The 20598-nt window shown below is 55.0% G+C and carries 21 protein-coding genes; 7 read left to right on the forward strand and 14 right to left on the reverse strand.

Going from position 1 to position 20598, the window contains the following annotated elements; all coding sequences use genetic code 11:
- Window positions 1–36 precede the first annotated feature (36 nt).
- The 3 genes from JSS75_12605 to JSS75_12615 all read left to right on the forward strand — a co-directional run bounded on the left by JSS75_12605 (window position 37) and on the right by JSS75_12615 (window position 1667).
- Window positions 37–366, forward strand: a complete 330-nt coding sequence (locus JSS75_12605) for a DUF3467 domain-containing protein (protein MBS1904540.1) — start codon at window positions 37–39, stop codon at window positions 364–366.
- Window positions 367–460: 94 nt separating this feature from the next.
- Window positions 461–787 (forward strand): EthD family reductase, encoded by a 327-nt coding sequence (locus JSS75_12610; GenBank protein MBS1904541.1) that lies wholly within the window; start codon window positions 461–463, stop codon window positions 785–787.
- Window positions 788–809: 22 nt separating this feature from the next.
- Complete coding sequence (locus JSS75_12615) at window positions 810–1667, forward strand: enoyl-CoA hydratase/isomerase family protein (protein MBS1904542.1); 858 nt, start codon at window positions 810–812, stop codon at window positions 1665–1667.
- Window positions 1668–1742: 75 nt separating this feature from the next.
- Here JSS75_12615 and JSS75_12620 read toward each other — a convergent pair whose 3' ends face one another.
- The 7 genes from JSS75_12620 to JSS75_12650 all read right to left on the reverse strand — a co-directional run bounded on the left by JSS75_12620 (window position 1743) and on the right by JSS75_12650 (window position 7579).
- Window positions 1743–2195 (reverse strand): peroxiredoxin, encoded by a 453-nt coding sequence (locus tag JSS75_12620; GenBank protein MBS1904543.1) that lies wholly within the window; start codon window positions 2193–2195, stop codon window positions 1743–1745.
- 120 nt (window positions 2196–2315) lie between these two features.
- Window positions 2316–2876 carry an NAD(P)H-dependent oxidoreductase gene (locus JSS75_12625; GenBank protein MBS1904544.1) on the reverse strand — a complete coding sequence of 187 codons (561 nt, stop codon included), beginning with the start codon at window positions 2874–2876 and terminating at the stop codon, window positions 2316–2318.
- A gap of 3 nt (window positions 2877–2879) precedes the next feature.
- Window positions 2880–3734: a 3-hydroxybutyryl-CoA dehydrogenase gene (locus JSS75_12630; protein MBS1904545.1), complete on the reverse strand. Its 855-nt coding sequence runs from the start codon at window positions 3732–3734 to the stop codon at window positions 2880–2882.
- A 61-nt stretch (window positions 3735–3795) separates the two neighbouring features.
- Window positions 3796–5037: a hypothetical protein gene (locus JSS75_12635; protein ID MBS1904546.1), complete on the reverse strand. Its 1242-nt coding sequence runs from the start codon at window positions 5035–5037 to the stop codon at window positions 3796–3798.
- A gap of 8 nt (window positions 5038–5045) precedes the next feature.
- Entirely contained in the window at window positions 5046–5834 is a 789-nt protein-coding gene (locus tag JSS75_12640; GenBank protein MBS1904547.1) for an enoyl-CoA hydratase/isomerase family protein, read from the reverse strand.
- 172 nt (window positions 5835–6006) lie between these two features.
- Complete coding sequence (locus JSS75_12645; GenBank protein MBS1904548.1) at window positions 6007–6783, reverse strand: enoyl-CoA hydratase/isomerase family protein; 777 nt, start codon at window positions 6781–6783, stop codon at window positions 6007–6009.
- Between the two features lie 91 nt (window positions 6784–6874).
- Entirely contained in the window at window positions 6875–7579 is a 705-nt protein-coding gene (locus JSS75_12650; GenBank protein MBS1904549.1) for a Bax inhibitor-1/YccA family protein, read from the reverse strand.
- Between the two features lie 264 nt (window positions 7580–7843).
- On the opposite strand from JSS75_12650, the gene JSS75_12655 reads away from it, so the two are divergent.
- Window positions 7844–9109, forward strand: coding sequence for a M28 family peptidase (locus JSS75_12655; GenBank protein MBS1904550.1), 1266 nt, complete (start codon window positions 7844–7846; stop codon window positions 9107–9109).
- On the opposite strand, the gene JSS75_12660 is transcribed toward JSS75_12655, so the two are convergent.
- From JSS75_12660 to mtaB, 4 genes are read right to left on the reverse strand one after another with little or no spacing between them, the layout of a single operon-like run.
- Window positions 9048–9650: a hypothetical protein gene (locus JSS75_12660; GenBank protein MBS1904551.1), complete on the reverse strand. Its 603-nt coding sequence runs from the start codon at window positions 9648–9650 to the stop codon at window positions 9048–9050. The two genes, JSS75_12655 and JSS75_12660, sit on opposite strands and share 62 nt — an antisense overlap.
- Window positions 9651–9708: 58 nt before the next feature.
- A complete protein-coding gene (gene xth, locus JSS75_12665) occupies window positions 9709–10476 on the reverse strand; it encodes an exodeoxyribonuclease III (protein ID MBS1904552.1) in 768 nt (255 codons plus the stop codon).
- Window positions 10469–11743 (reverse strand): glycosyltransferase family 39 protein, encoded by a 1275-nt coding sequence (locus tag JSS75_12670; protein MBS1904553.1) that lies wholly within the window; start codon window positions 11741–11743, stop codon window positions 10469–10471. Before JSS75_12670 ends, xth begins: the two co-directional genes overlap by 8 nt.
- Before the next feature lie 2 nt (window positions 11744–11745).
- Window positions 11746–13104 (reverse strand): tRNA (N(6)-L-threonylcarbamoyladenosine(37)-C(2))-methylthiotransferase MtaB, encoded by a 1359-nt coding sequence (gene mtaB / locus JSS75_12675; GenBank protein MBS1904554.1) that lies wholly within the window; start codon window positions 13102–13104, stop codon window positions 11746–11748.
- 219 nt (window positions 13105–13323) lie between these two features.
- On the opposite strand from mtaB, the gene JSS75_12680 reads away from it, so the two are divergent.
- From JSS75_12680 to JSS75_12690, 3 genes are all read left to right on the forward strand, one after another.
- Entirely contained in the window at window positions 13324–13992 is a 669-nt protein-coding gene (locus JSS75_12680; protein ID MBS1904555.1) for a phospholipase, read from the forward strand.
- A gap of 48 nt (window positions 13993–14040) precedes the next feature.
- Window positions 14041–14538, forward strand: a complete 498-nt coding sequence (locus JSS75_12685; GenBank protein ID MBS1904556.1) for a YajQ family cyclic di-GMP-binding protein — start codon at window positions 14041–14043, stop codon at window positions 14536–14538.
- Between the two features lie 67 nt (window positions 14539–14605).
- Window positions 14606–15394, forward strand: a complete 789-nt coding sequence (locus JSS75_12690; protein ID MBS1904557.1) for an N-acetylmuramoyl-L-alanine amidase — start codon at window positions 14606–14608, stop codon at window positions 15392–15394.
- Here the strand turns inward: JSS75_12690 and JSS75_12695 are convergent.
- The 3 genes from JSS75_12695 to gyrA form a co-directional block, all read right to left on the reverse strand.
- On the reverse strand, window positions 15379–16653 hold the full coding sequence (locus JSS75_12695) for a hypothetical protein (GenBank protein ID MBS1904558.1): 1275 nt from the start codon (window positions 16651–16653) through the stop codon (window positions 15379–15381). The genes JSS75_12690 and JSS75_12695 overlap by 16 nt on opposite strands.
- A 21-nt stretch (window positions 16654–16674) precedes the next feature.
- Window positions 16675–17550 (reverse strand): lipoyl synthase, encoded by an 876-nt coding sequence (gene lipA / locus JSS75_12700; GenBank protein MBS1904559.1) that lies wholly within the window; start codon window positions 17548–17550, stop codon window positions 16675–16677.
- A gap of 322 nt (window positions 17551–17872) precedes the next feature.
- Window positions 17873–20392, reverse strand: a complete 2520-nt coding sequence (gyrA, locus tag JSS75_12705) for a DNA gyrase subunit A (protein MBS1904560.1) — start codon at window positions 20390–20392, stop codon at window positions 17873–17875.
- Between the last annotated feature and the right edge of the window lie 206 nt (window positions 20393–20598).

Raw genomic sequence — 20598 nt, forward strand, 5'->3', positions numbered from 1 at the left:
CGCGCCGCGCACGCTACTCTTAATCACTAATCTTCCATGGATACCAATAACGAACCACAGGGTCAGCAACTCCAGATCGAGCTCGGCGAGAAAGAAGCCGAAGGCATTTACTCGAATCTTGCGATCATCACCCACTCGCCCGCCGAGTTCATTATCGATTACACGCGCGTGACGCCGGGCGTCCCGAAGGCACGCGTGCTTTCGCGCATTATCATGACGCCGCAGCACATGAAGCTGCTCGTCAATGCCATGCGCGAAAATGTCGAGCGATATGAATCGCAATACGGCGAGATCCGTGTCGAAGGCGGCAACGAACACCCCTTCGGCTTCCGTACCGGCCCGACCGGCGGCGAAAAAGTACACTAATTAATCGGTAAAAGGATGAAGGATCGGCGATGATGGACGAACTCCTTCATCATGACCTTCATCCTTTTGTATTTATCCTTCATCCGTTCTTCCAATGGTAGTTCTGACCGCACTCTATAAGACGCCCGAGAATCCGACAGAATTCGATGCACACTACAACGATGTGCATACCCCGCTCGTCAAGAAGATCCCGGGACTCAAAAAACTCGAAGTCTTGAAGTTTTCTAAAATGCTCACACCGGCAACGGCGTTGCTTGCCGAGCAGCCGTACTTGCAGTGCAATATGTACTTTGCCGACATGGACGCCTTCAAGGCCGCCATGGCATCCGACGAGAACAAAGCGGCCGGTAAAGACCTGATGAGTTTTGCGGCTCCGCTTGTTTCGATGTGTGTCGCCAAGCACGACGACATCGCGCTCTAATACTCCACCACCCCGTACGATCATGCCGAAGAAAGACACAAATGAATTAAATCCGTACCAGGAGAAGCGATCGTTCGACTTCTCGCATATCATCTACGAGAAGAAAGATTACGTCGCAACCGTAACGCTCAACCGCCCAGAGGTACTCAACTGCTTGAACCTCACGACGCTGCAGGAGCTCTTGATCGCCTTCGAGGACGTCTCGTGGGACGACGACATTGCGGTGCTCGTGATCACCGGTGCCGGCGACCGTGCTTTCTGCACCGGAGCAGATCTGCGCGAGCAGGAGGAGTTCTTTCTCGGCAATCCGAACGACTACTACAAATGGATGCGCGTCTTTATCGAGATGCACGAGCGTCTGCGTAATATCGGCAAGCCGACGATCGCCAAGCTCAACGGGATCGTCGTCGGCGGTGGCAACGAACTCAATATTTCATGCGACCTTGCCATTGCTGCCGACCACATCCATATCCGCCAGGTCGGTGCCGCCCGTGGCTCGGTTGCCGCAGCGGGCGCAACGCAGTGGCTGCCGCTGATGGTGGGCGACCGTCGTGCACGCGAGATTCTTTTCCTCTGCGAGGAGATTCCGGCCGCCAAAGCGCTCGATTGGGGGTTGGTGAATCAGGTCGTTCCGAAAGAACAGCTCGACGAGGCTACTGCCATCTTGTGCGAAAAGCTGTATAACAAGCTGCCTGAGTGCCTACGCTACACGAAGCAGAACCTGAACTTCTGGAAGGACTTGAGCTGGCATACGACGATCGGACATGCGCGCGATTGGCTCTCGATCCATAACCTCTCCGACGAGGTCACCGAAGGCATCTCGGCATTCAACGAAAAGCGCGGAGTGAATTATAAGAAGATCAGGCGGAAGAAAGCGTAGTTCTTTGTTCGTAGTCAGTAGTTAGTAGCCAGTAGCCAGAAAGGCTGGTACTGACTACTGACTACAAACTACTGGCTACTTCAGAGCCTTAATGTCTGCTTGCAATTCGGCGCTGTGCTCCCTGACAGCGACCTTGTGATAAATCTTTGCAATCTTGCCGTTCTTGTCGATCAGGAACGTCCAGCGTGCCGGCCATTTGTCATCCACCGGCACACCATATTCCGCACAGATCTTGCCGTCGGTGTCCACTAACAACGGAAAGTTTAGATGGTCTTTCTCGGTGAATTGTTTATGTTTTTCCTGCGAATCGAGCGAGACACCGAGAATTACGGTGTTCAGTCCGTCGAAGAGCGACTTATCGTCGCGGAAATTACACGCTTCTATCGTGCAGCCGCTCGTCATATCCTCCGGATAGAAATAGAGAATGACATTCGACTTGCCTTTGTAATCAGCGAGCGAGATCTTCGAGCCATCGGTCGAGATCGTCGAGAAATTCGGAGCAACATCTCCGACATGCAGTGTAACCATGAGTGTCGTTAATACGGATAGTAAAAATGTCAGCATAGCACATGAGCGATTAGTGCAGATCCCTCTATCACAGTACGCGCCAGGCGCAACTGAGCCCGGCGGTGGAGTCACGAAAACAAACTACAATTCCTGCAACAACCCATTCGCGAAGAGCGTGGCATATTTTACCACGTCGGTACCGAGCTTTTCGATCCGCTGCGCCACAGCCGGATCGGCAATCACATCCGGCCCTGCGAAGAGCTTCCCACTGCTGGCGATCGAGACCTGATGCGGAATCGCCCAGGCTCCGAGGCTGCGCATCACCGTGCGTAATTGGGTAATCGCGTTGATCGCTCCGGTCGAGCCGCCCGAAACCCCGATGATCCCGACGATCTTATGATCGAAATCGTCCGAATTGCAAAGGTCGAGTGCGTTCTTGAGCGACCCGCTAAAACTATTATGATAATCGGGCGTCGCCAGGATTATCCCCTGTGCTTCGCGCACGAGCGAGCGAAATCGGTGCACCGACGGCGGATACGTTGTATCGTCAGGTCGTGCGTCGCACCACGGCAACGGTTCGGCAGCAATATCATAGAGCGTCGTCTGCGCGCCCATACGCTCGGCGGAAGCCAGCGCCAGCCGCAAGACGGCCGCCGTCCCGCTGTGCGGTCTCATATTGCCACAGATTCCGAGTACGCGCATTCGTTACTTCGTCTCCATGTAGTCGTAAAATCCTTTACCAGTTTTGCGGCCCAACCGGTTTGCTTCGACCATCTTTTGTTGCAACAAATGCGGGCGGAAGCGTGGCTCGCCGAAGAATTGGTCATAGACCGATTGCGTCACGGCCAAGTTGACATCAATCCCGATGAGGTCCATCAACTGATACGGCCCCATCGCGAAGCCGTTCGCCTTCATGATCCGATCCGTTTGCTCGACTGTGCTGATCCCGTCGCCAACGATTCGGAATGCTTCGCCATAAAAATTGCGCGCCACGCGGTTGACAATAAAGCCGGGCGTATCCTTCGCGAGCACCGGCGTCTTGCCGATTTGCTTGACATAACTTTCCGCACGGTACATGACGTCGTCGGTCGTTTCCGAGCCGCGAACGATCTCGACGAGCTTCATGATGTGGGCCGGATTAAAGAAGTGCAACCCGACGACACGGTGCGGCTTCTTACAGGCGCTGGCAATCGCCGTGACCGCGAGTGAGGAAGTGTTGCTCGCAAAGATCGTTTCTTCACCGCAGAGCTCGTCCAGCCGCGAAAAGATTTCCTGTTTGATCTTCAGGTTCTCGACCGCGGCTTCGATCACGAGGTCGCAGGTCTTCAAGTGCTCGAAGTGCGAGGTGGTGCGAATGCGAAGGGCGGCAGCGTTCGATTCTGCAACCGTGATCTTCCCTCGGTCGCTCATCTTTTGCATGATCTCGCCGATATTGCGGTAAGCAAGTTGCAGGTATTTATCATGCAAGTCGTTGAGGACGACATCATATCCGGCGAGCGCCGACGCAAGCGCTATGCCGCTGCCCATCGTCCCCGCCCCGATCACTCCGATCGATTTCATTACGTAGTAATAGGAAAATTGAGAATAAGAAAACGGCGGTTGATTCGGCTAAGTTCGGAGACTACATCCGGATGAAGAGTCCACCCCGAATGATCGGGCCGTTGTCAAGCTGTTCCGATTGGGTGAATCCGGCCGACTTCAATCCTGCATCCACTCTGAGGCCCCATGTGTCGGCGATGGGATGGAGCTTGGCGCTGAGTAGCAGCATCGCTCCCCTTCCTCCGGCCATCTTCCGATGAGCCCAAACATCGTTATAGATCACTCCCGGGGCGTGATCGCCCAACTCAATCTCGGGCTGGTCCCAGAGTTCTACAAGGCCGCCGAGATCGAGAAACGATGTTCGATAGAGATGCGAAATATCCACCCCTACTCTCGACGACGTATAGCCCCCGAATCCGTCGTAACAAACGTACACATTCCAAATGCGCTTTCCGGTATGCACAAGATTGGTGAACCGTACCTCCGCACCAAACGGGGTAAGATCGAGCCTCAGTGACGGCATGTAATGTACTCCGAACAACTCCAGCATCGGGAAACTCACTTCCTCGGTGCCACCGACAAGATACCGATTAAAGAACGAGTTGGCCGAGAGCCAAAAGGCGGGATTCACAAAGTTCAGCAGTGCGTACTGTTTCAGTGTGTGCAGATCGATACGGTTCGATCTGTCCTGTATCGCGGCAATATAGTACGCTGCATCGTTCGATGTGTACTCCGCTTTATCGGTACCGAGGATATAGAGTGTCTCATCCAGAATTCCACCCATGTAGGCATACGCCTGGCGGTAGTGAATCATCCCCGTCTCGAGAAACACATTCCGGAGTTCGTCCGAGATCGTAATGTTGGCGCCCATGCCGGCGATCCGCATGGCGATGTCTTCATCGTCGGTGTACGATATCTCGCCTTGTTTCCAATTGGTCGATCCTCCCCCATTTCCGTAGGGTGGCGGCATATTGATTTGGTATGTCAACCTCGTGGCACCATACTCACGCAGACGCCATCCGTGGCCGAATACTTCATGATTGACCACACCGATCAAATTGTCGGTTGGCATATCGATAAGCACCAGTTTGGCAAGACGGTAGGCGATGCCTCCGGCCTTGTTGAGCACTCCTCGTTCGTTGAACAGCTTCGCCGGGAGCAGCAGATCTTCCGCTGAGAAAATCAATTTGTGCGCTGTGACCAGATCGGTTGTACCCATTCGCATGGAAAGAACCGGATCATAGATGATCCCGTAATCATACTGCGCAACCGCAGAGGTGCTTGTAAGAAGCACAACCAACACTACGAACCAGGACCGTTTCATGGAGAACGTTACTTGCCCGTAAACTCAGCCTTGCGTTTCTCGCGGAATGCAGCGACGGCGTTGGTATAATCCTCCGTGCGGCCCGCGGCTTCCTGCATATAGACTTCGTAATCGAGCGCTTCGTCGAGCGAGGTCGATGCGGCACGGTCCATCATTTTCTTGATGTATCCGTATGCCTTCGTGGGACCTGTTGCGAACGTTGTTGCCGTTTTGATCGCTTCGGTCATCAGTCCCTCTGCCGGAACGACCGCATTGACAAGCCCAATCTGCAACGCCTTTGCCGAGGTGACATCCTCGCCCGTCGCGGCCAGTTCGAATGCGCGTGCAACACCGATATTATGTACCAGAAACCAGCTTGAACCGGAATCCGGCACCAAGCCGATCCGCACGAATACTTCGATGAGCTTTGCCTGCTCTGCCATGATGCGGTAGTCGCATGCCAGCACGAGCGAACAACCCGCACCTGCTGCGACACCGTTAATAGCGGCTATAATCGGTTTCGGCAGGTTGCGCATTGCGCGGATGAGCGGATTGTATCTGCGCTCGAGCGAATCGCGTAGCGAGCGCTTGCCGCCGCCGGTTGGCGCATCTTTGAGATCCTGCCCCGAGCAGAATGCTTTGCCATTCCCCGTCAGGATCACAGCGCGGACTGCATCGTCTTTCGCAATCTCTTTGAAGGCTGCCTGCAGATCGGTCGTCATCTGCTCGTTGAACGCGTTATAGACTTCCGGGCGATTCAGCGCGATGGTGCAAATACCGTCTGCTACACTATATTGGATCGTTTGATACTCTGCCATTGAAATCGTTATAAAAGTAATCCGCTCAATCTACAGGGTAATTGCGAGAAGTCCATTTTGGCGGACGACGAAGCAATTTGAAATTGTGAAGATGAATACATGATCAACTTCTAAGATTGCTTCGTCGTCGCTACGCGACTTCCTCGCAATGACATCTATTTCTCCTCAACTCCTACTTCCCTTTCCACTCCGGTTTGCGCTTCTCGACGAACGCTGCCATTCCTTCTTTCATATCCTCGCTGGCGAAGAGGAGGTAAAAATTCTTCCGTTCGAACTCAAGCCCCATCTCGATCGTCGTATCGAACGACTTGAGCACCGCCTCTTTCGCCAATCGCACCGCGACGGGTGGCTTGGACGCAATCTCTTTGGCGAGTTTGATCGCTTCTTCGAGATAGAACTCGACCGGCACTACCTTGTTCGCAAGTCCGGCGGCGACCGCCTCTTCGGCTGTGATCGGGCGTCCCGTCAGCACAATCTCCATTGCCTTCACCTTACCGATCGCGCGTGTCAGACGCTGCGTGCCGCCGGCGCCAGGCATGACGCCGATGTTAATCTCCGGCTGCCCGAATTTCGCCGTCTCGCTTGCGATGACGATATCGCAATGCATCACGAGTTCGCACCCGCCGCCCAGGGCGAAACCACTGACTGCCGCAATGATCGGGGTCTTGCACTTGCGGATGCGATCCCACTTCGCGAACTGATCTCGGTAGAGCATATCGACTGCGCTTGCGTTCGCCATTTCCTTGATGTCGGCGCCGGCCGCAAACGCCTTCTCGTTGCCGGTGAGCACGATGGCACGGCAATCGGTGTCCTGATCGAGTTCGTCGAACGTCGAGACGAGCTCGTTCATCGTTTCAAGATTGAGTGCATTGAGCACCGCAGGTCGGTTCAGGCGGACGATCGCTACGAAGCCGTCACGCTCCAGAATCAAATTCTTCAGTTCAGCCATAGAATAACAAATAGACTACAAAGATACCAAACAACGACGCCCCTACTCCGCGAAGGAACAGGGGCGTGAAATTCCGAACGAACGACGTCGGTCAGTCGCGGCTGCGCGAACCCATCAGGATACGCAGGATAAACAGGAACAGGTTCAGAAAATCAAGATACAACTTCAATGCAGCCGATGTCGGCGGAATCTCGATGGCTCGTTTAAGGATCAGTGACGTATCGACGAGCACGAACCCTGCGAAGATGATCGTCCCGACGATCGAGATCGCGAAGTCGAGACTCGACGAGTGCATGAAGATATTCAGCAGGATCGCCCCCATGATCACGAACAAGCCTACCGTCAGGGTCGCGCCGAGGTAGCTGAAATCCTTCTTCGTGACGAATACATACGCCGTCAGGCCGGCAAAAACGGTCCCGGTCAGGATGAGCGCATTATAGATCACGCCCGGGCCTGTACCCGGAATCAGCGAATGCGCAATCGCATACAGTAGCGGCGAGAGCACTACCCCGCTGATAAACGTGAAGAGAATCATCGTCGGCACCGCACGTGCCGGTTTGTCCGCGCTGCTTTGCGCGAGGAAAAACGCACCGATATAGACGATGAAGAGAATAATCCGGTGTTGAGCGGCTATGAATACGAGACTGGAATTCATCGCCAGGATCGAACCGCCAATCGCAGCAAGAATACCTGCCGTGAAATACGAGTACACCTTACGCACATACGCAAGCCGGGCTTTGCCGACAAGAGCGAGTGCATCGGGGGTAAATTGAAATGCTTGAGCGAATTGTGACATGAGTATTGGTTTTCGACCTTATGATACGAATTGACGTATGCTTTGGTTTCGGAAGCATACGGTTGATACTAGCTCCGGTTGGATGGTGTCGGCTGTCATTCTGAGCGAAGCGAAGAATCCCTTGATGAAACCCCGTGAGGCTCCCTCCAGGGATTCTTCGCTTCGCTCAGAATGACGTCGGGTTGAACTCGTAAGCAGACCACCCCCAAATTGTGGAACAATCCATCTAACAGGGGTATTGTATAAGCCTACACGTACCGATCAATGAAGAACCGACTCGCCACTCTCTGTCTTCTGCTTGCATGTGCAGGCACGACCTTTGCTCAAAAAACAACGCCGGCGATCACAGCAGCCGACCTTCGCGCACGGCTCAATATTCTTGCCAGCGACTCGCTTGCCGGGCGCAGAACCGGCGAACCCGGCTGCGATAAAGCGGCGCGCTACATCGCGGGAGAATTCAAACGCTTTGGTCTCGAAGTCCTCGATCCGACCCAGACGTACTTGCAGGAGTACGAATTTTCCGAACACCAATTCGACTCGACAAAAACGACGCCGACGAAGGCTGCCAATGTCGTCGGATTTCTCAAAGGATCGGACAAGAATCTCTCCCGCGAGGTTGTGATTATCGGCGCACATTACGACCACCTCGGTATGGGCGGACATAATGCGCTCGATACCGTCAAAAGTTTTCACTACGGCGCCGACGACAATGCCAGCGGCACAGCAGGCATGCTCGAGCTCGCCGAGTATTTTTCCAAACATCGCAAAGAGCTCAAGCGCTCGGTCATCTTTATCGGCTTTAGCGGAGAAGAAGAAGGACTCTTTGGGAGTGCGAACTACGTCAAGCATCCGCTCTACTCGCTCGATCAAACACAGGCGATGATCAACATGGATATGATTGGCCGTCTCAAGGATAGCGTCTTGATCGTCGAGGGAATGGGGACGTCACCCGAATGGAAGAAGATCGTAGATCCGTCGCTGACGAAGAAGCTCCCCATCGCGTTTCACCTGAAGCCCGACGGCGAAGGTCCGAGCGATCATGCGTCGTTCTACCGCAAGAATATTCCGGTCCTGTTCTTCTTTACAGGGCTGCACAAAGATTACCACAAGGCAAGCGATACCCGGGATAAGATCAATTACAACGGCGAGGAGCAGGTACTCTCGATCATAAAAAAGATCGTGGTAAAGACCGCCAATCTTGCCACGCGTCTCCCCTACACTATCGTGCCGATTGACACATCGAAGAAGACGACAACGTTTCACGCATACGTCGGCGGCGTCCCCGATTACGGGTATGACGGCGAGGGGTTGAAGATCAGCGACATCACGCCCGGCTCACCTGCTGCTGCGGCCGGATTGAAGGCCGAAGACATCGTCATCCAGTTCGGCGATATGCAGATCAAAAATATTTACGACTACACGAAGGCCCTCTCGAAGCACAACGCGGGCGAAACCGTTCTCTTTACCGTCAAGCGAGGCCGAGATACCGTAGCGTTGAATGTGACGCTCGGGAATCGTCCGGCGCATTAACGACCGGCGCGCTACTCGGCACGTCGGTTTGCGGCATCGTGAACAGCCGGTCATATCGTCTGATTGCGAAGCCTGCAATCAGGAAGAGCCCGCAGAATTCGACGCACAGGATCCGCATATCCACAATCGCATTTGGGCTGAGGATTCCATACCCTACCGACACCATCCCTCCGTGGGTGAGATCGAACGCTGCGAATCGCTGCATGGGTGCAAAGAACACCATGAGCGCAGTGAGCAGCACCGGCACGGCAGTCGCTACGATCTGTCGCCGCTTGGTTGCAGATCCCATGGCTCCGTTCAGCCAGTACATCACACAGCCGACGACGATGAGTTCAAGCAGCAGCGTTTCGACATCAAGTCGGTCGAATGATTGCTGAAACAGGATATGCTGGCCGACATACCGATAGCCCTCGTGCCACTGGAGCGTGACATCGTCAGCTACATTGGAGAAGAGTGCGGAATCGCTGTTGGAATACGACGGAAGAAAGACGAGGATCAGAACGGTCAGAAGATTCACCGTCCACTGTGTAATCTTATTCATGCATGAGGTTCCTTTCTTGCAGTATCTAACGCGCTGAAGGCTCGGAGGTTCCAGGTCGTCACAGCTCCAAATGCAGCTCGATTGGGCAATGATCGCTGCCCATGACATCCATTTTGATCGGTGAATCGACGACGAACGGCATCACATCCGGTGTAACCCAGAAATAATCGATGCGCCAGCCGACGTTGCGTTCGCGGGCACGTGTGATCTGGTCCCAGTATGTGTACCACTCGGGATCGCGGTTGAATGCTCTGAAAGTATCGACATACCCAAGCGCTTCGATCTTGTCGAGCCATGCACGCTCAATCGGGAGGAAGCCGGTGACATTCGAGTTTTCGTCCGGTCTCGCAAGATCGTTTTCTTTATGAGCCGTATTGAAATCCCCGGTCAGGATCAGCCTCTTCCCTTCTTCGCGAAGCGCCTGCCATTGTTCGAGGATCATCTCGTAAAACTCGAGCTTGTACTGCACACGCTCCGGCCCACGGCCGCCATTCGGATAGTAGATATTATAGAGCGTGAACTCGTCATAGTCGGCGCGGACGACGCGGCCTTCGACATCGAACTTCGGATGTCCGCAGCCGACGACCACATCCTTCGGCTCCTTTTTCGTATAAATCGCGACGCCGGAATACCCCTTCTTCTCCCCGCTGACAAAATGTGAAGAGTATCCATCGACATCGATCAGCGATTTCGGGAGCTGGTCCACCTGTGCCTTTGTCTCCTGCAGACAGAGGATATCCGGGCTCTCTGCTTTCATGTACTCGAGCAGGCCTTTGCGTTCTGCGGCACGAATGCCGTTAACATTCCACGATGTGATCTTAAGCATGGAGTTCTCCTTTGCGCGAATGATGTAGCTCATGCCGCTTCGGCGACACAATTCGATGGATTCCAATGACCGACAGCATGATCAGGTACGGATCGACCTTCAATGCGCGATGACGCGATTGTACGAAAAAGATCATCGCGATCGCCGTCGAATACACGAACAATGCGACAAGCAGGCTCCGTGCCTCGCGCGGGATCGACCACAGCCCGATCATCCCAAGCAAGACGAGCAGCAAACTGCCGATATTATACGCGGCGATCATCCATTCCGGAGCCTGAATATACACCCCAGCCGATTCGCGCAGCCACCAGTGGAAATAGAACTTCTTTACCGAGAGCTTCACCACCTCCCACGGATGGGCCAATGCCCAATCGACAGCAACATGAAACAGATACGAATCGCGTTCAACGCCGGAGGGGTGCAAGTTGAAATATGCGGCACGTGCAGAGTCGATCGCCTTGCTTTCGGGCGTTTCATCGGCCTGTTGAAATTCTCCGGTTGCGGCAGGATTGTTGCCGAGAAACAGATTATAACCCGAGTTCGAGCTGACGAGGACGAAGCGTCCGAACTGTCGATAGTTTCTGATCGTCCAGGGTGCGACCATCACGAGCGCAATCGCGATCGCGGCCGCATAGCCTTTGACAAAGGCGCGACGGTCGCTGAGATTATAGTACAACCATACGCCGAAGATCACGATGCCGACGAGGATATCCGGCCGCGTGAGGATCTGAATGCCGAGTAACAGTCCGAGGGTAATCCACCGCTTCCAACTCGGCGCTTCGCGCAATTGGTCCAGGATGAACACGGTTGCCGTCACCAATAAGATATTCAACCCGTCCGGGTCGATCTTCTCGGATAGGAGCCACAACGGGACATACGCGACATAGAGCAAGTAGCCATAGAGCGCGAGCGACGGCTTCGTGTAGCGCTTAAAGAAGTAGTAGAGGAAGAAACCGGATATCTGGAAAAAGAGCAACCCCGCGATACGCATCCCGAATGTCCCGATGCCCGCTTGTAGCAGTGCGTACAAGAAATAGGCGTAGAGTGGCGGGATGAAGCACGTGGGCGAAGGCGTGAGGTCCCACGGAAAGATATACACAAAGCCCATGCCCTTGTGCATGTACTCTGCGATAGCATAGGGTTCGCCATAGACAACCGTGCTGCGCATCGTCAGGATCTGCACCAACAGCACGACGACAGCAATGACTGCGAGCGTCCGGCGTTCGGTCTTCGGTGAGTGCAGAAAGTGAAAGAAGTCTGCCGACAATGCTATCGCAGAATGGGTAAGAGTGTGGGTTCGGAACGTCGTTCCAGTACTTCGACGATCGATGCGGTGACCTGTTCATCGCCCACCGCATCGAGCCGCACCTTCGCGGCGATCGCATCCGGCCCGATCTCGCTGCGCGCGATCGCGACACGGACGTAATTCTCGGTGAATCCTTCTGCAACAAGACTTCCGTCTCTGCCGCAGGCTGTTTCGTCTTCAATGAGTGCGGTGCGGAGCTGCCCGATCTGGTGTTCGTAAAATGCGCGACGTTTCTTTTCGGATAAGATCCGAAGCGCGGCATTTCGCTCCTTGCGGATATCGTTTGCAACGCGGCCCGAAAGCGCTACAGCCTTCGTATCGGGCCGTTCGCTATACGAGAATACGTGCAAATAACTGATATTCAACTCGGAGAGGAATCGGTGTGTCTCGGCGAACAGCTCGTCCGTCTCGCCCGGGAAACCGACAATCACGTCCACCCCGATTCCGCAATGCGGCATCATCGTCTTCACCCGTTCGATCCGTTCGCGATACATCGCCGTGGTATAACGGCGTTGCATCATCCGAAGCACCGCGTCGGATCCCGATTGCAGCGGAATATGAAAATGCGGGCAGAACTTCGAGCTGGCCGCAACGATGGCAATGATCTCGTCGGTGAGCAGATTCGGTTCGATCGACGAGATTCGGATACGGGCTGTGATCTCGGGGTCGGCGTCGATGGCGCGAACGAGATCGACAAACTCCAGACCCAGCGCCTTGCCATAGTCTCCGACATTCACCCCGGACAGCACGATCTCGCGGAACCCGTCGGCGCAGAGGCGACGAGTTTCGGCGAGAATATTCTCGATCGGGGTCGAACGCGAAGCGCCGCGAGCCATTGGGATCGTGCAGTACGAACACGTATAGTCACACCCGTCCTGCACCTTCAGGAATGCACGGGTGCGCTCCGAGGTATCGGCGGTCGCTGCAAGATGGAAGTCGGTTGCCTCATCGATCGGCGACGAAAAGATCTTCGCCGTCTGTTGCTTCTCGAACGATTGCACGAACGAGAAAAGATCGAATTTTTCCTTTGCGCCGAGCACGACATCGACGCCCTCGATACTCGCGATCTCTTCCGGGCGAAGCTGCGCATAGCAGCCTGTTACGGCAATGAACGCATCCGGGTTTTCTCGCAATACACGCCGTACAATCTGACGGCACTCGCGTTCGGCGTTCGATGTCACCGAACAGGTATTGAGCAGATAGACGTCCGCTTCGCGGGTCGAACCCGCCGTTTGCCAGCCGCGCACGCGAAACTGCTCGACGATCGTCGAGGTCTCGGCGCTATTGAGCTTGCATCCCAGCGTGTGAGCGGATATCTGCATAAGGCGGGAAAACAGTGTTGTAGCACGTTTTGTCCCGTCGGCCAGATGCCTTCTTTGGCGGTAGTAGGACGGACACTTAGTCCGTCCGCGAGCGTAGCGAGCACTCCTTCGGCATCCTGTCACCCCAAAGAGGACGAACGAAGAGTCCGTCCTACTCTATAACCATGACACGAATATGTTGTTGGGACACCAGAGCCGCCCTATTGCTGTTAGCCTCGCATGACCCCAAAAGAGCATCACATCAAGTCCGTTCGAACCGCCCGTCTCTACACACTCGGCTCGTTCGAAGGGAAAGGCAAGCATTTGTGGATCGCGACCCATGGGTATGCGAGCTTAGCCCGAGATTTCATCACCTGTTTCGAACCCATCGTCGACGACCGCACGCTCGTCGTCGCTCCGGAAGGACTCTCGCGTTTTTACACGAAGGGTTTTGCCGGCGGGGTCGGCGCGTCGTGGATGACGAAAGAAGACCGCGAATTCGAGATCTACGATTATGTCGAGTATCTCGATCGGATTGCCGAAGGAATTATCGAACGGATGGAAGCACCTCCAGCGAGGATTACGGCATTCGGTTTTTCGCAGGGGTGTCCAACGATCACACGCTGGACGGCGCTTGGCTCGGTGCAGCCCGACGAGGTGGTGCTGTGGTGCGGCGATACGCCGACCGATCTCGACTTCGAGGGATACACCGAGAAGATGAAGGATCGTACGACGTATCTCGCGATCGGGAGCTCGGACGAGGTCATCGCGAAACCCGTCAACGACCTCAGCATCAAGCTGATCGCCGACAAGGGCCTCGCGACGACGCGATTCGATTTTGAGGGCGGCCACGCCATTCCGTCGGCTGCACTCGTCGCATTCAAAGCACAACTGCTCGCCAAGAAGTAACGGGCAGCGTATTTTTGCACGAATCACTACACCAATCGATCTTCGATCATGGCAAGTCAGTTTTCATTCGATGTCGTTTCCGAGTTCGACGAACAGGAAGTCGATAATGCGATCAATCAGGCAAAGAAAGAAGTCGAACAGCGGTACGACTTCAAGGGATCGAACACGACGATCGATCTGAACCTCAAGGACAAGACGATTACGATCCAAACCTCGGACGACATGAAGCTCCGGGCGCTCACAGAGATCATCAACGGCAAGATGATCAAACGTAACGTCTCGCTGAAATCGCTCGACTACGGCAAGGCCGAGGCCGCAAGCGGCGGGTCGCTGCGCCAGGTCATCAAGCTCAAGAGCGGGCTCGAGAGCGACCAGGCGAAGCTGATCACGAAGTATGTGAAAGATACGAAGATGAAGGTCCAGGCGCAGATTCAGGGCGATGCCGTCCGCATCACCGGGAAGAGCAAGGACGACCTCCAGGCTGCGATCGCGTTGCTGAAGTCGCAGGACTTCCCGTTCCCGATCCAGTTCACGAACTATCGGTAATCCTCTGCAGCTCCCCGCGTTCAGACGAGGCACCCCGTACGACCGCTGGCTCTTGCTTGCGGGCAGTATGATCTCACTGGTATTGTTCGTGGGAAGCGTTCGGCTCACGACGTCGGATGACGACCTTCAGGCCGCGAAACCTGCGAAGAAGAAGCACCCGAAGCTCGATGTGATCGTCCTCGACGCAGGGCATGGCGGCAAAGACCCCGGCGCGATCGGCACCAACGGCTACAAAGAAAAGCAAGCGACGCTTGCGATCGTTCTTCAACTCGGGAAACTGATCGAGAAGGAATTGCCGGACACGAAGGTCGTCTATACCCGTGCGACAGACAAGTTCATCGAGCTCTATCGTCGTGGTGAAATCGCCAACGAGCATAAGGGCAAACTCTTCGTCAGCATTCACTGCAACTCGACCCCGGAAAAACCGACCAAGGCCGGAGGGATGGCAACCTACATTCTCCGACCCGGAAAAACCGATGCTGCGATTCGTGTTGCCGCCAGAGAAAATGCAGTGATCTCGTTCGAGAAAGATAAGTCGCGCTACGATGCGCTCTCCGATATCGACTTCATTCTAACCTCGATGTCACGCGCGCAGGACGTTCGCTTCTCCGAAAAATTCGCCTCTCAGGTTCAGAAGTCGTTGAAGAGCGGCGTCGGCCTCAAAAGTAACGGCGTCGAACAGGCCGGCTTCTTCGTGCTTGTCGGCGCGTCGATGCCGAATGCACTGATCGAGACTGCGTACATCTCGAACCCGAAGGAAGAAGCGCTCTTAAAGAGTGAAGACGGGCAGAAGAAATTCGCGCAAGCAATCCTCGAAGCTATCAAACAATATAAAGTGATCTACGAAGCCTCGTAGATCGCCTCCATTACTCGGGTGATCGCGCCTCGGCTCGCCGACACATACTCTGCTGCGGCAGCTCCGACATCCTGCCGTTGATCCGAATGACTGACCCAATCACGCAATGCGCTCGTGAGGTCGGTCGCTGTGCGAACAACCATCGCACCGCCGGCGTGAATCATTTCTGCAATCTCGCGCGAGCGTTCGATACGCGGTCCGCACAGCACCGGCACACCCCACACTGCCGCTTCGAGGGTATTATGTACTCCGGCGCCGAAGCCACCACCGACGTATGCAATGTCTGCAGATCGGTACAGTGCAAATAATTTTCCGATGCTATCGACAATGATAACATCGTGGGTTGCGAATGCTTCGATATTCGACAACAATACCGCTCGATTGACGAAGCTTCGTTGCAGCGACGCGATATGCTCGGCGCCAATTTCATGCGGCACCACGATCAGCGCCAACCTCTCCCCAAGCCCATCCGATGCGAATGCTGACCGAATGAGTTCTTCATCCGGCTCCCACGTGCTTCCTGCAACGACGATCGTCTTGCCCCGGGAGCGCCACGATTCGATGATCCTCGATGGAATCGCTTGTTCTGTCTGGGCAGCTAAATCCTTGCGCTCGATCACCTGGTCGAAGCGTGTATCGCCGGCAACACGAACACGCCCTTCGTTCACACCCAGCGCTTTGATCGCAGCAGCATCGCTCGCGCGGATAGCAAGTATCGCATCCAGTTTCGAGTACGTTACTCGGTAGAGCGACGAAATGCCTGTTGTGTGTACCTTCCGTTCGTCAAACGTCGCGCAGATCAGCAGTGTCCTGATCCGCTGCTTGCGTAGTTCATCGACCAGCGTATGCCAGACATCGTAGCGTACAAAGATGAACAGATCGGGCCGTACGATCTCGACGAATGACCGCATGGCGCGGCGCGTATCGAAGGGCAGATATGAGATAAGATCGGGCTCGGCATACTTCCCTTTTGCATTGTCATATCCGCTTGCCGAGAAGAATGTGAGATGAATATGAAACTCCGGATGCTCGTTCTTCAGACGTTTGATAATCGGCTTTGCCTGTTCGAGTTCGCCGAAGGATGAGACGTGGATGACAATCCGTTTGCGACCTGCATCGACCGCCCGGTAGTGAGAACGCAAGGTTTCAAGAAGCCCTCTTCTACCGTCAACCGATCGTTTGAGTTTCTGATCGAACAGCGCAACGAGCGGCAGCAGCGCCGTAACGAATCGCATCAACAATCCATACAGCGCGAGCATGGTCTTCTGACTTCGGACGTCCTAAATATGGTCGGCGGCATGGTACGAACTTCGTACCAGCGGACCCGCCTCGACGTTGCGGAAGCCCATTTCCATGCCGATATCGTGCAGCTCGTTGAACTCGTCGGGCGACACATACCGTGCGATCGGTAAGTGGTTCTTCGTCGGTTGGAGATATTGACCGAGCGTGAGAATATCGACCTTGATTTCGCAGAGGTCGGCCATCACCGTGAGGAGCTCTTCGCGAGATTCGCCAAGACCGAGCATGATGCCGGTCTTCGTCACAAAGCCTTCCTGCTTCGCCTGCGAGAGCACGCCAAGCGTCCAGTGATATTTGGCCTGCGGACGTACCTGACGATACATCGACGGCACAGTCTCGGTATTATGGTTCAAGATGTCGGGCTTCGCGTCGAAGAGTACACGCAGCGACTCGGGACGAGCCTTGAAGTCGGGGATCAATACCTCGATGCGTGTCTGCGGGTTGACCTCGCGGACTTTGCGGATCGTCTCGGCAAACACACCGGCTCCGCCATCGGGAAGCTCGTCGCGGTTGACACTTGTAATGACGATATGCCGCAGATTCATCAGACGTGTCGCTTCGGCCACTCGGTTCGGTTCGTCGGTATCGAGTGTCATCGGGCGGCCCGTTTTGACAGCACAGAAGCCGCACGAACGTGTGCACGTATCGCCGAGAATCATAAACGTCGCCGTGCCGCTATTCCAACATTCGGCCACGTTCGGACATCGCGCTTCCTCGCATACCGTGTGCAGACCGTTGTCGCGCATGATGTGCGATAGGCGAGAATAATTTTCACCCGAAGGCATGCGCACCTTCAGCCACTCGGGCCGAGGGCTGCGCGCTTGCGACGTTTCCAGTACCGGCAGATCGAATTCCATACTGGGGCTGTAAACAGTCGGCAGGAAGGTTCGGTTTGGGAGCTCTCTGTACATAGTGAATCCCTACGGACTTTTACACCAACGTCATTCTGAGCGAAGCGAAGAATCCCTTGATGAAACGCAGTGAGGCTCCGCCGCAGGGATTCTTCGCGTTGCTCAGAATGACGAAATGACTAGCATTCTAAGAAAACGATACTAAGTAACTGCCCCATTCATCAGCGACGGGACTTGAGTGTGGGCTTCCCCTCATGCGAATGTGAAAAAAAAAACGGGACGCATCCGTTTGGATGCGTCCCGTTCATTCATGAGCTTGGTACTGCTCTTACGCCTCGAAGATGCCCGTCTGCTTCGGCGGCGGCGGACCCTTCGGGGTTTTCGGCGGAGTTGTGGCCTCCAGCTTTTCGAGTTCTTCGTCCTCGTCAGCCGGGACGTTTGCAACGGCTGCAACGCGGTCGCCATCGTTGAGTCGAACGACGCGCACGCCTTGCGTATTGCGCCCCATCACTCGAAGTTCGCTGACGTGCGCACGAATTACGAGGCCTTCTTTCGTCACGACGATCAGATCGTCATTATCGACGACTTCGCGCATCGAGACGAGCTTGCCCGTCTTCTCGGTTGCTTTCAGCGTGATGACGCCTTTGCCGCCGCGCTTGGTCAGGCGATAATCGCTGACGTCGCTGCGCTTGCCATAGCCCTGTTCGCTCACGACAAGCACTGTCGTGCCGGTGCGCTTCGGCGAGATCATACCGATGACGCGGTCACCCTCTTCAAGCGTAATACCGCGAACACCACCGGCTGTACGGCCCATGTCGCGGACGTCGCGCTCGTTGAAGCGACAGGCCATACCTTCTCGCGTGCCGATAATAATTTCCTGCGTACCGTCGGTCATGCGAACGTCGACGAGCGTATCTTTCTCGTCGAGCGTGATCGCCTGAATACCCGTGCGGCGGACGTTGCCATAGGCCGAGAGCACCGTCTTTTTGATCGTACCGTGTTCGGTGACCATACTGACGTAATGCTTGTCGTCGAATTCCTTCACGGTAATGAACGCCGTGATGTGTTCATCCGCCGGCTTCTCGAGCAGATTTGCAATCGAACGCCCCTTCGATGCGCGGCCTGCCTCGGGGATCTCATGCACTTTCAGCCAATAACATCTGCCCTTATTCGTGAAGAACATGATGTAGTGGTGCGTCGAGGCGATGAACATATGTTCGATAAAATCGTCCTCTTTCGTTCCCGCACCGGTCACGCCTTTGCCACCTCTGCCCTGTCGACGATAGCCCGATACCGGGAATCGCTTGATAAAGCCGGTGTGCGAGATCGTGACCACGACATCTTCTTCGGCGATCATGTCTTCGATCGTGAAGTCTTTGGTGTCGTAGATCACCTCGGTGCGGCGCTTGTCGGCGAAGCGCTCCATCACTTCTTTCAGCTCGTCGGCAATGATCTTGAGCTGAAGCGTCTGGGATGCCAAAATTGCTTTGAGCTTTTCGATCAACTGAATGACCTCGCGGTATTCCGCTTCGATCTTCGAGCGTTCGAGACCCGTCAGACGTTGCAGTCGCATCTCGAGGATAGACTTCGCCTGGATCTCCGAAAGCTTGAATCGCTTCTGCAAATTCGTCGACGCCGTCTCGGTATCCTTCGACTTCTTAATGACCTGGATCACCTCGTCGATATTATCGAGCGCGATGATGTAGCCTTCGAGGATATGCGCACGCTTCTCGGCAGCATCGAGGTCGAACTGCGTACGACGACGCACGACCTCGTTGCGATGCGTCACGTAGTGATGGATGATCTCGCGAAGGTTCAGCACCTTCGGCACGCCGTTGACAAGCGCAAGCATGATGACGCCGAACGTCGTCTGCATCTGCGTGTGCTTGTACAGGTTGTTCAGTACCACTTTTGCAACGGCATCGCGCTTGAGGTCGAACACGATTCGGACGCCCTCTTTGTCCGACTCATCGCGGATATCGGAAATGCCTTCGATCTTTTTGTCGCGGATCAGCTCGGCGATCTTCTCTTGCAGTGTCGCCTTATTGACCATGTACGGAATCTCGGTGACAATGATCGACTCGCGGTCGTTCTTCTGCGTTTCGATCGTCGCACGCGCACGGACGATCACGCGACCACGACCCGTGGCATAGGCATCGCGCACGCCGTCGTAGCCGTAGATCAGCCCGCCCGTCGGGAAATCGGGGGCAATGATGATCTTTGCGAGTTCTTCGCTGGTAATCTTCGGGTTCTCAATATATGCCAGGCATCCCTGAATCACTTCCCCAAGATTATGAGGCGGGATGTTCGTCGCCATACCGACGGCGATGCCGGTTGCGCCGTTGACGAGTAAATTCGGGAATGCGGCCGGCAACACGAGCGGTTGCTGCAGCGTATCGTCGAAGTTCGGACCGAAGTTGACCGTGTTTTTGTCGAGGTCCTTCAACATTTCGGTCGCCAGCGCCGTCATCCGGACTTCGGTATAACGCATGGCGGCTGCGGAGTCGCCGTCCATCGAGCCGAAGTTACCCTGACCGTCAACCAGCGGCACGCGCATCGAGAAATCCTGTGCCATGCGGACGATCGTATCGTACACCGCCGAATCGCCGTGCGGATGGTACTTACCGAGTACCTCACCCACAACACGCGCGCTTTTCTTGTATGGCCGGTTCGGGCCCATACCGAGTTCGTTCATGCCATAGAGCACGCGACGATGTACGGGCTTCAGGCCATCTCGTACATCCGGCAGCGCACGGCTGACGATGACCGACATCGAATAATCGATGTAACTCTCGCGCATCTCGTCTTCGAGTCCGCGAGGTTGAATCTTCTCAGTGATAGTTGACATTCAGGGGTCCTAAACGCTTGAAAATACAGCGATTCTTGAAGTACGCATACAACACAATTTCCCACCCAAAAAGTCCGATTTGCAAGGCCTTTTTTGGTAAAATTGCCCCTCTGGGAAAGCGTTTTAGAGACTACCGGATCATGCGGATTTCGAGCGTATTCCGTAGGTAGTTTTTCAAGGCATTCGGCGCTGATTCCACCCATGAC

The sequence above is a fragment of the Bacteroidota bacterium genome (assembly GCA_018266755.1).
Classification (GTDB): domain Bacteria; phylum Bacteroidota; class Ignavibacteria; order Palsa-1295; family Palsa-1295; genus JAFDZW01.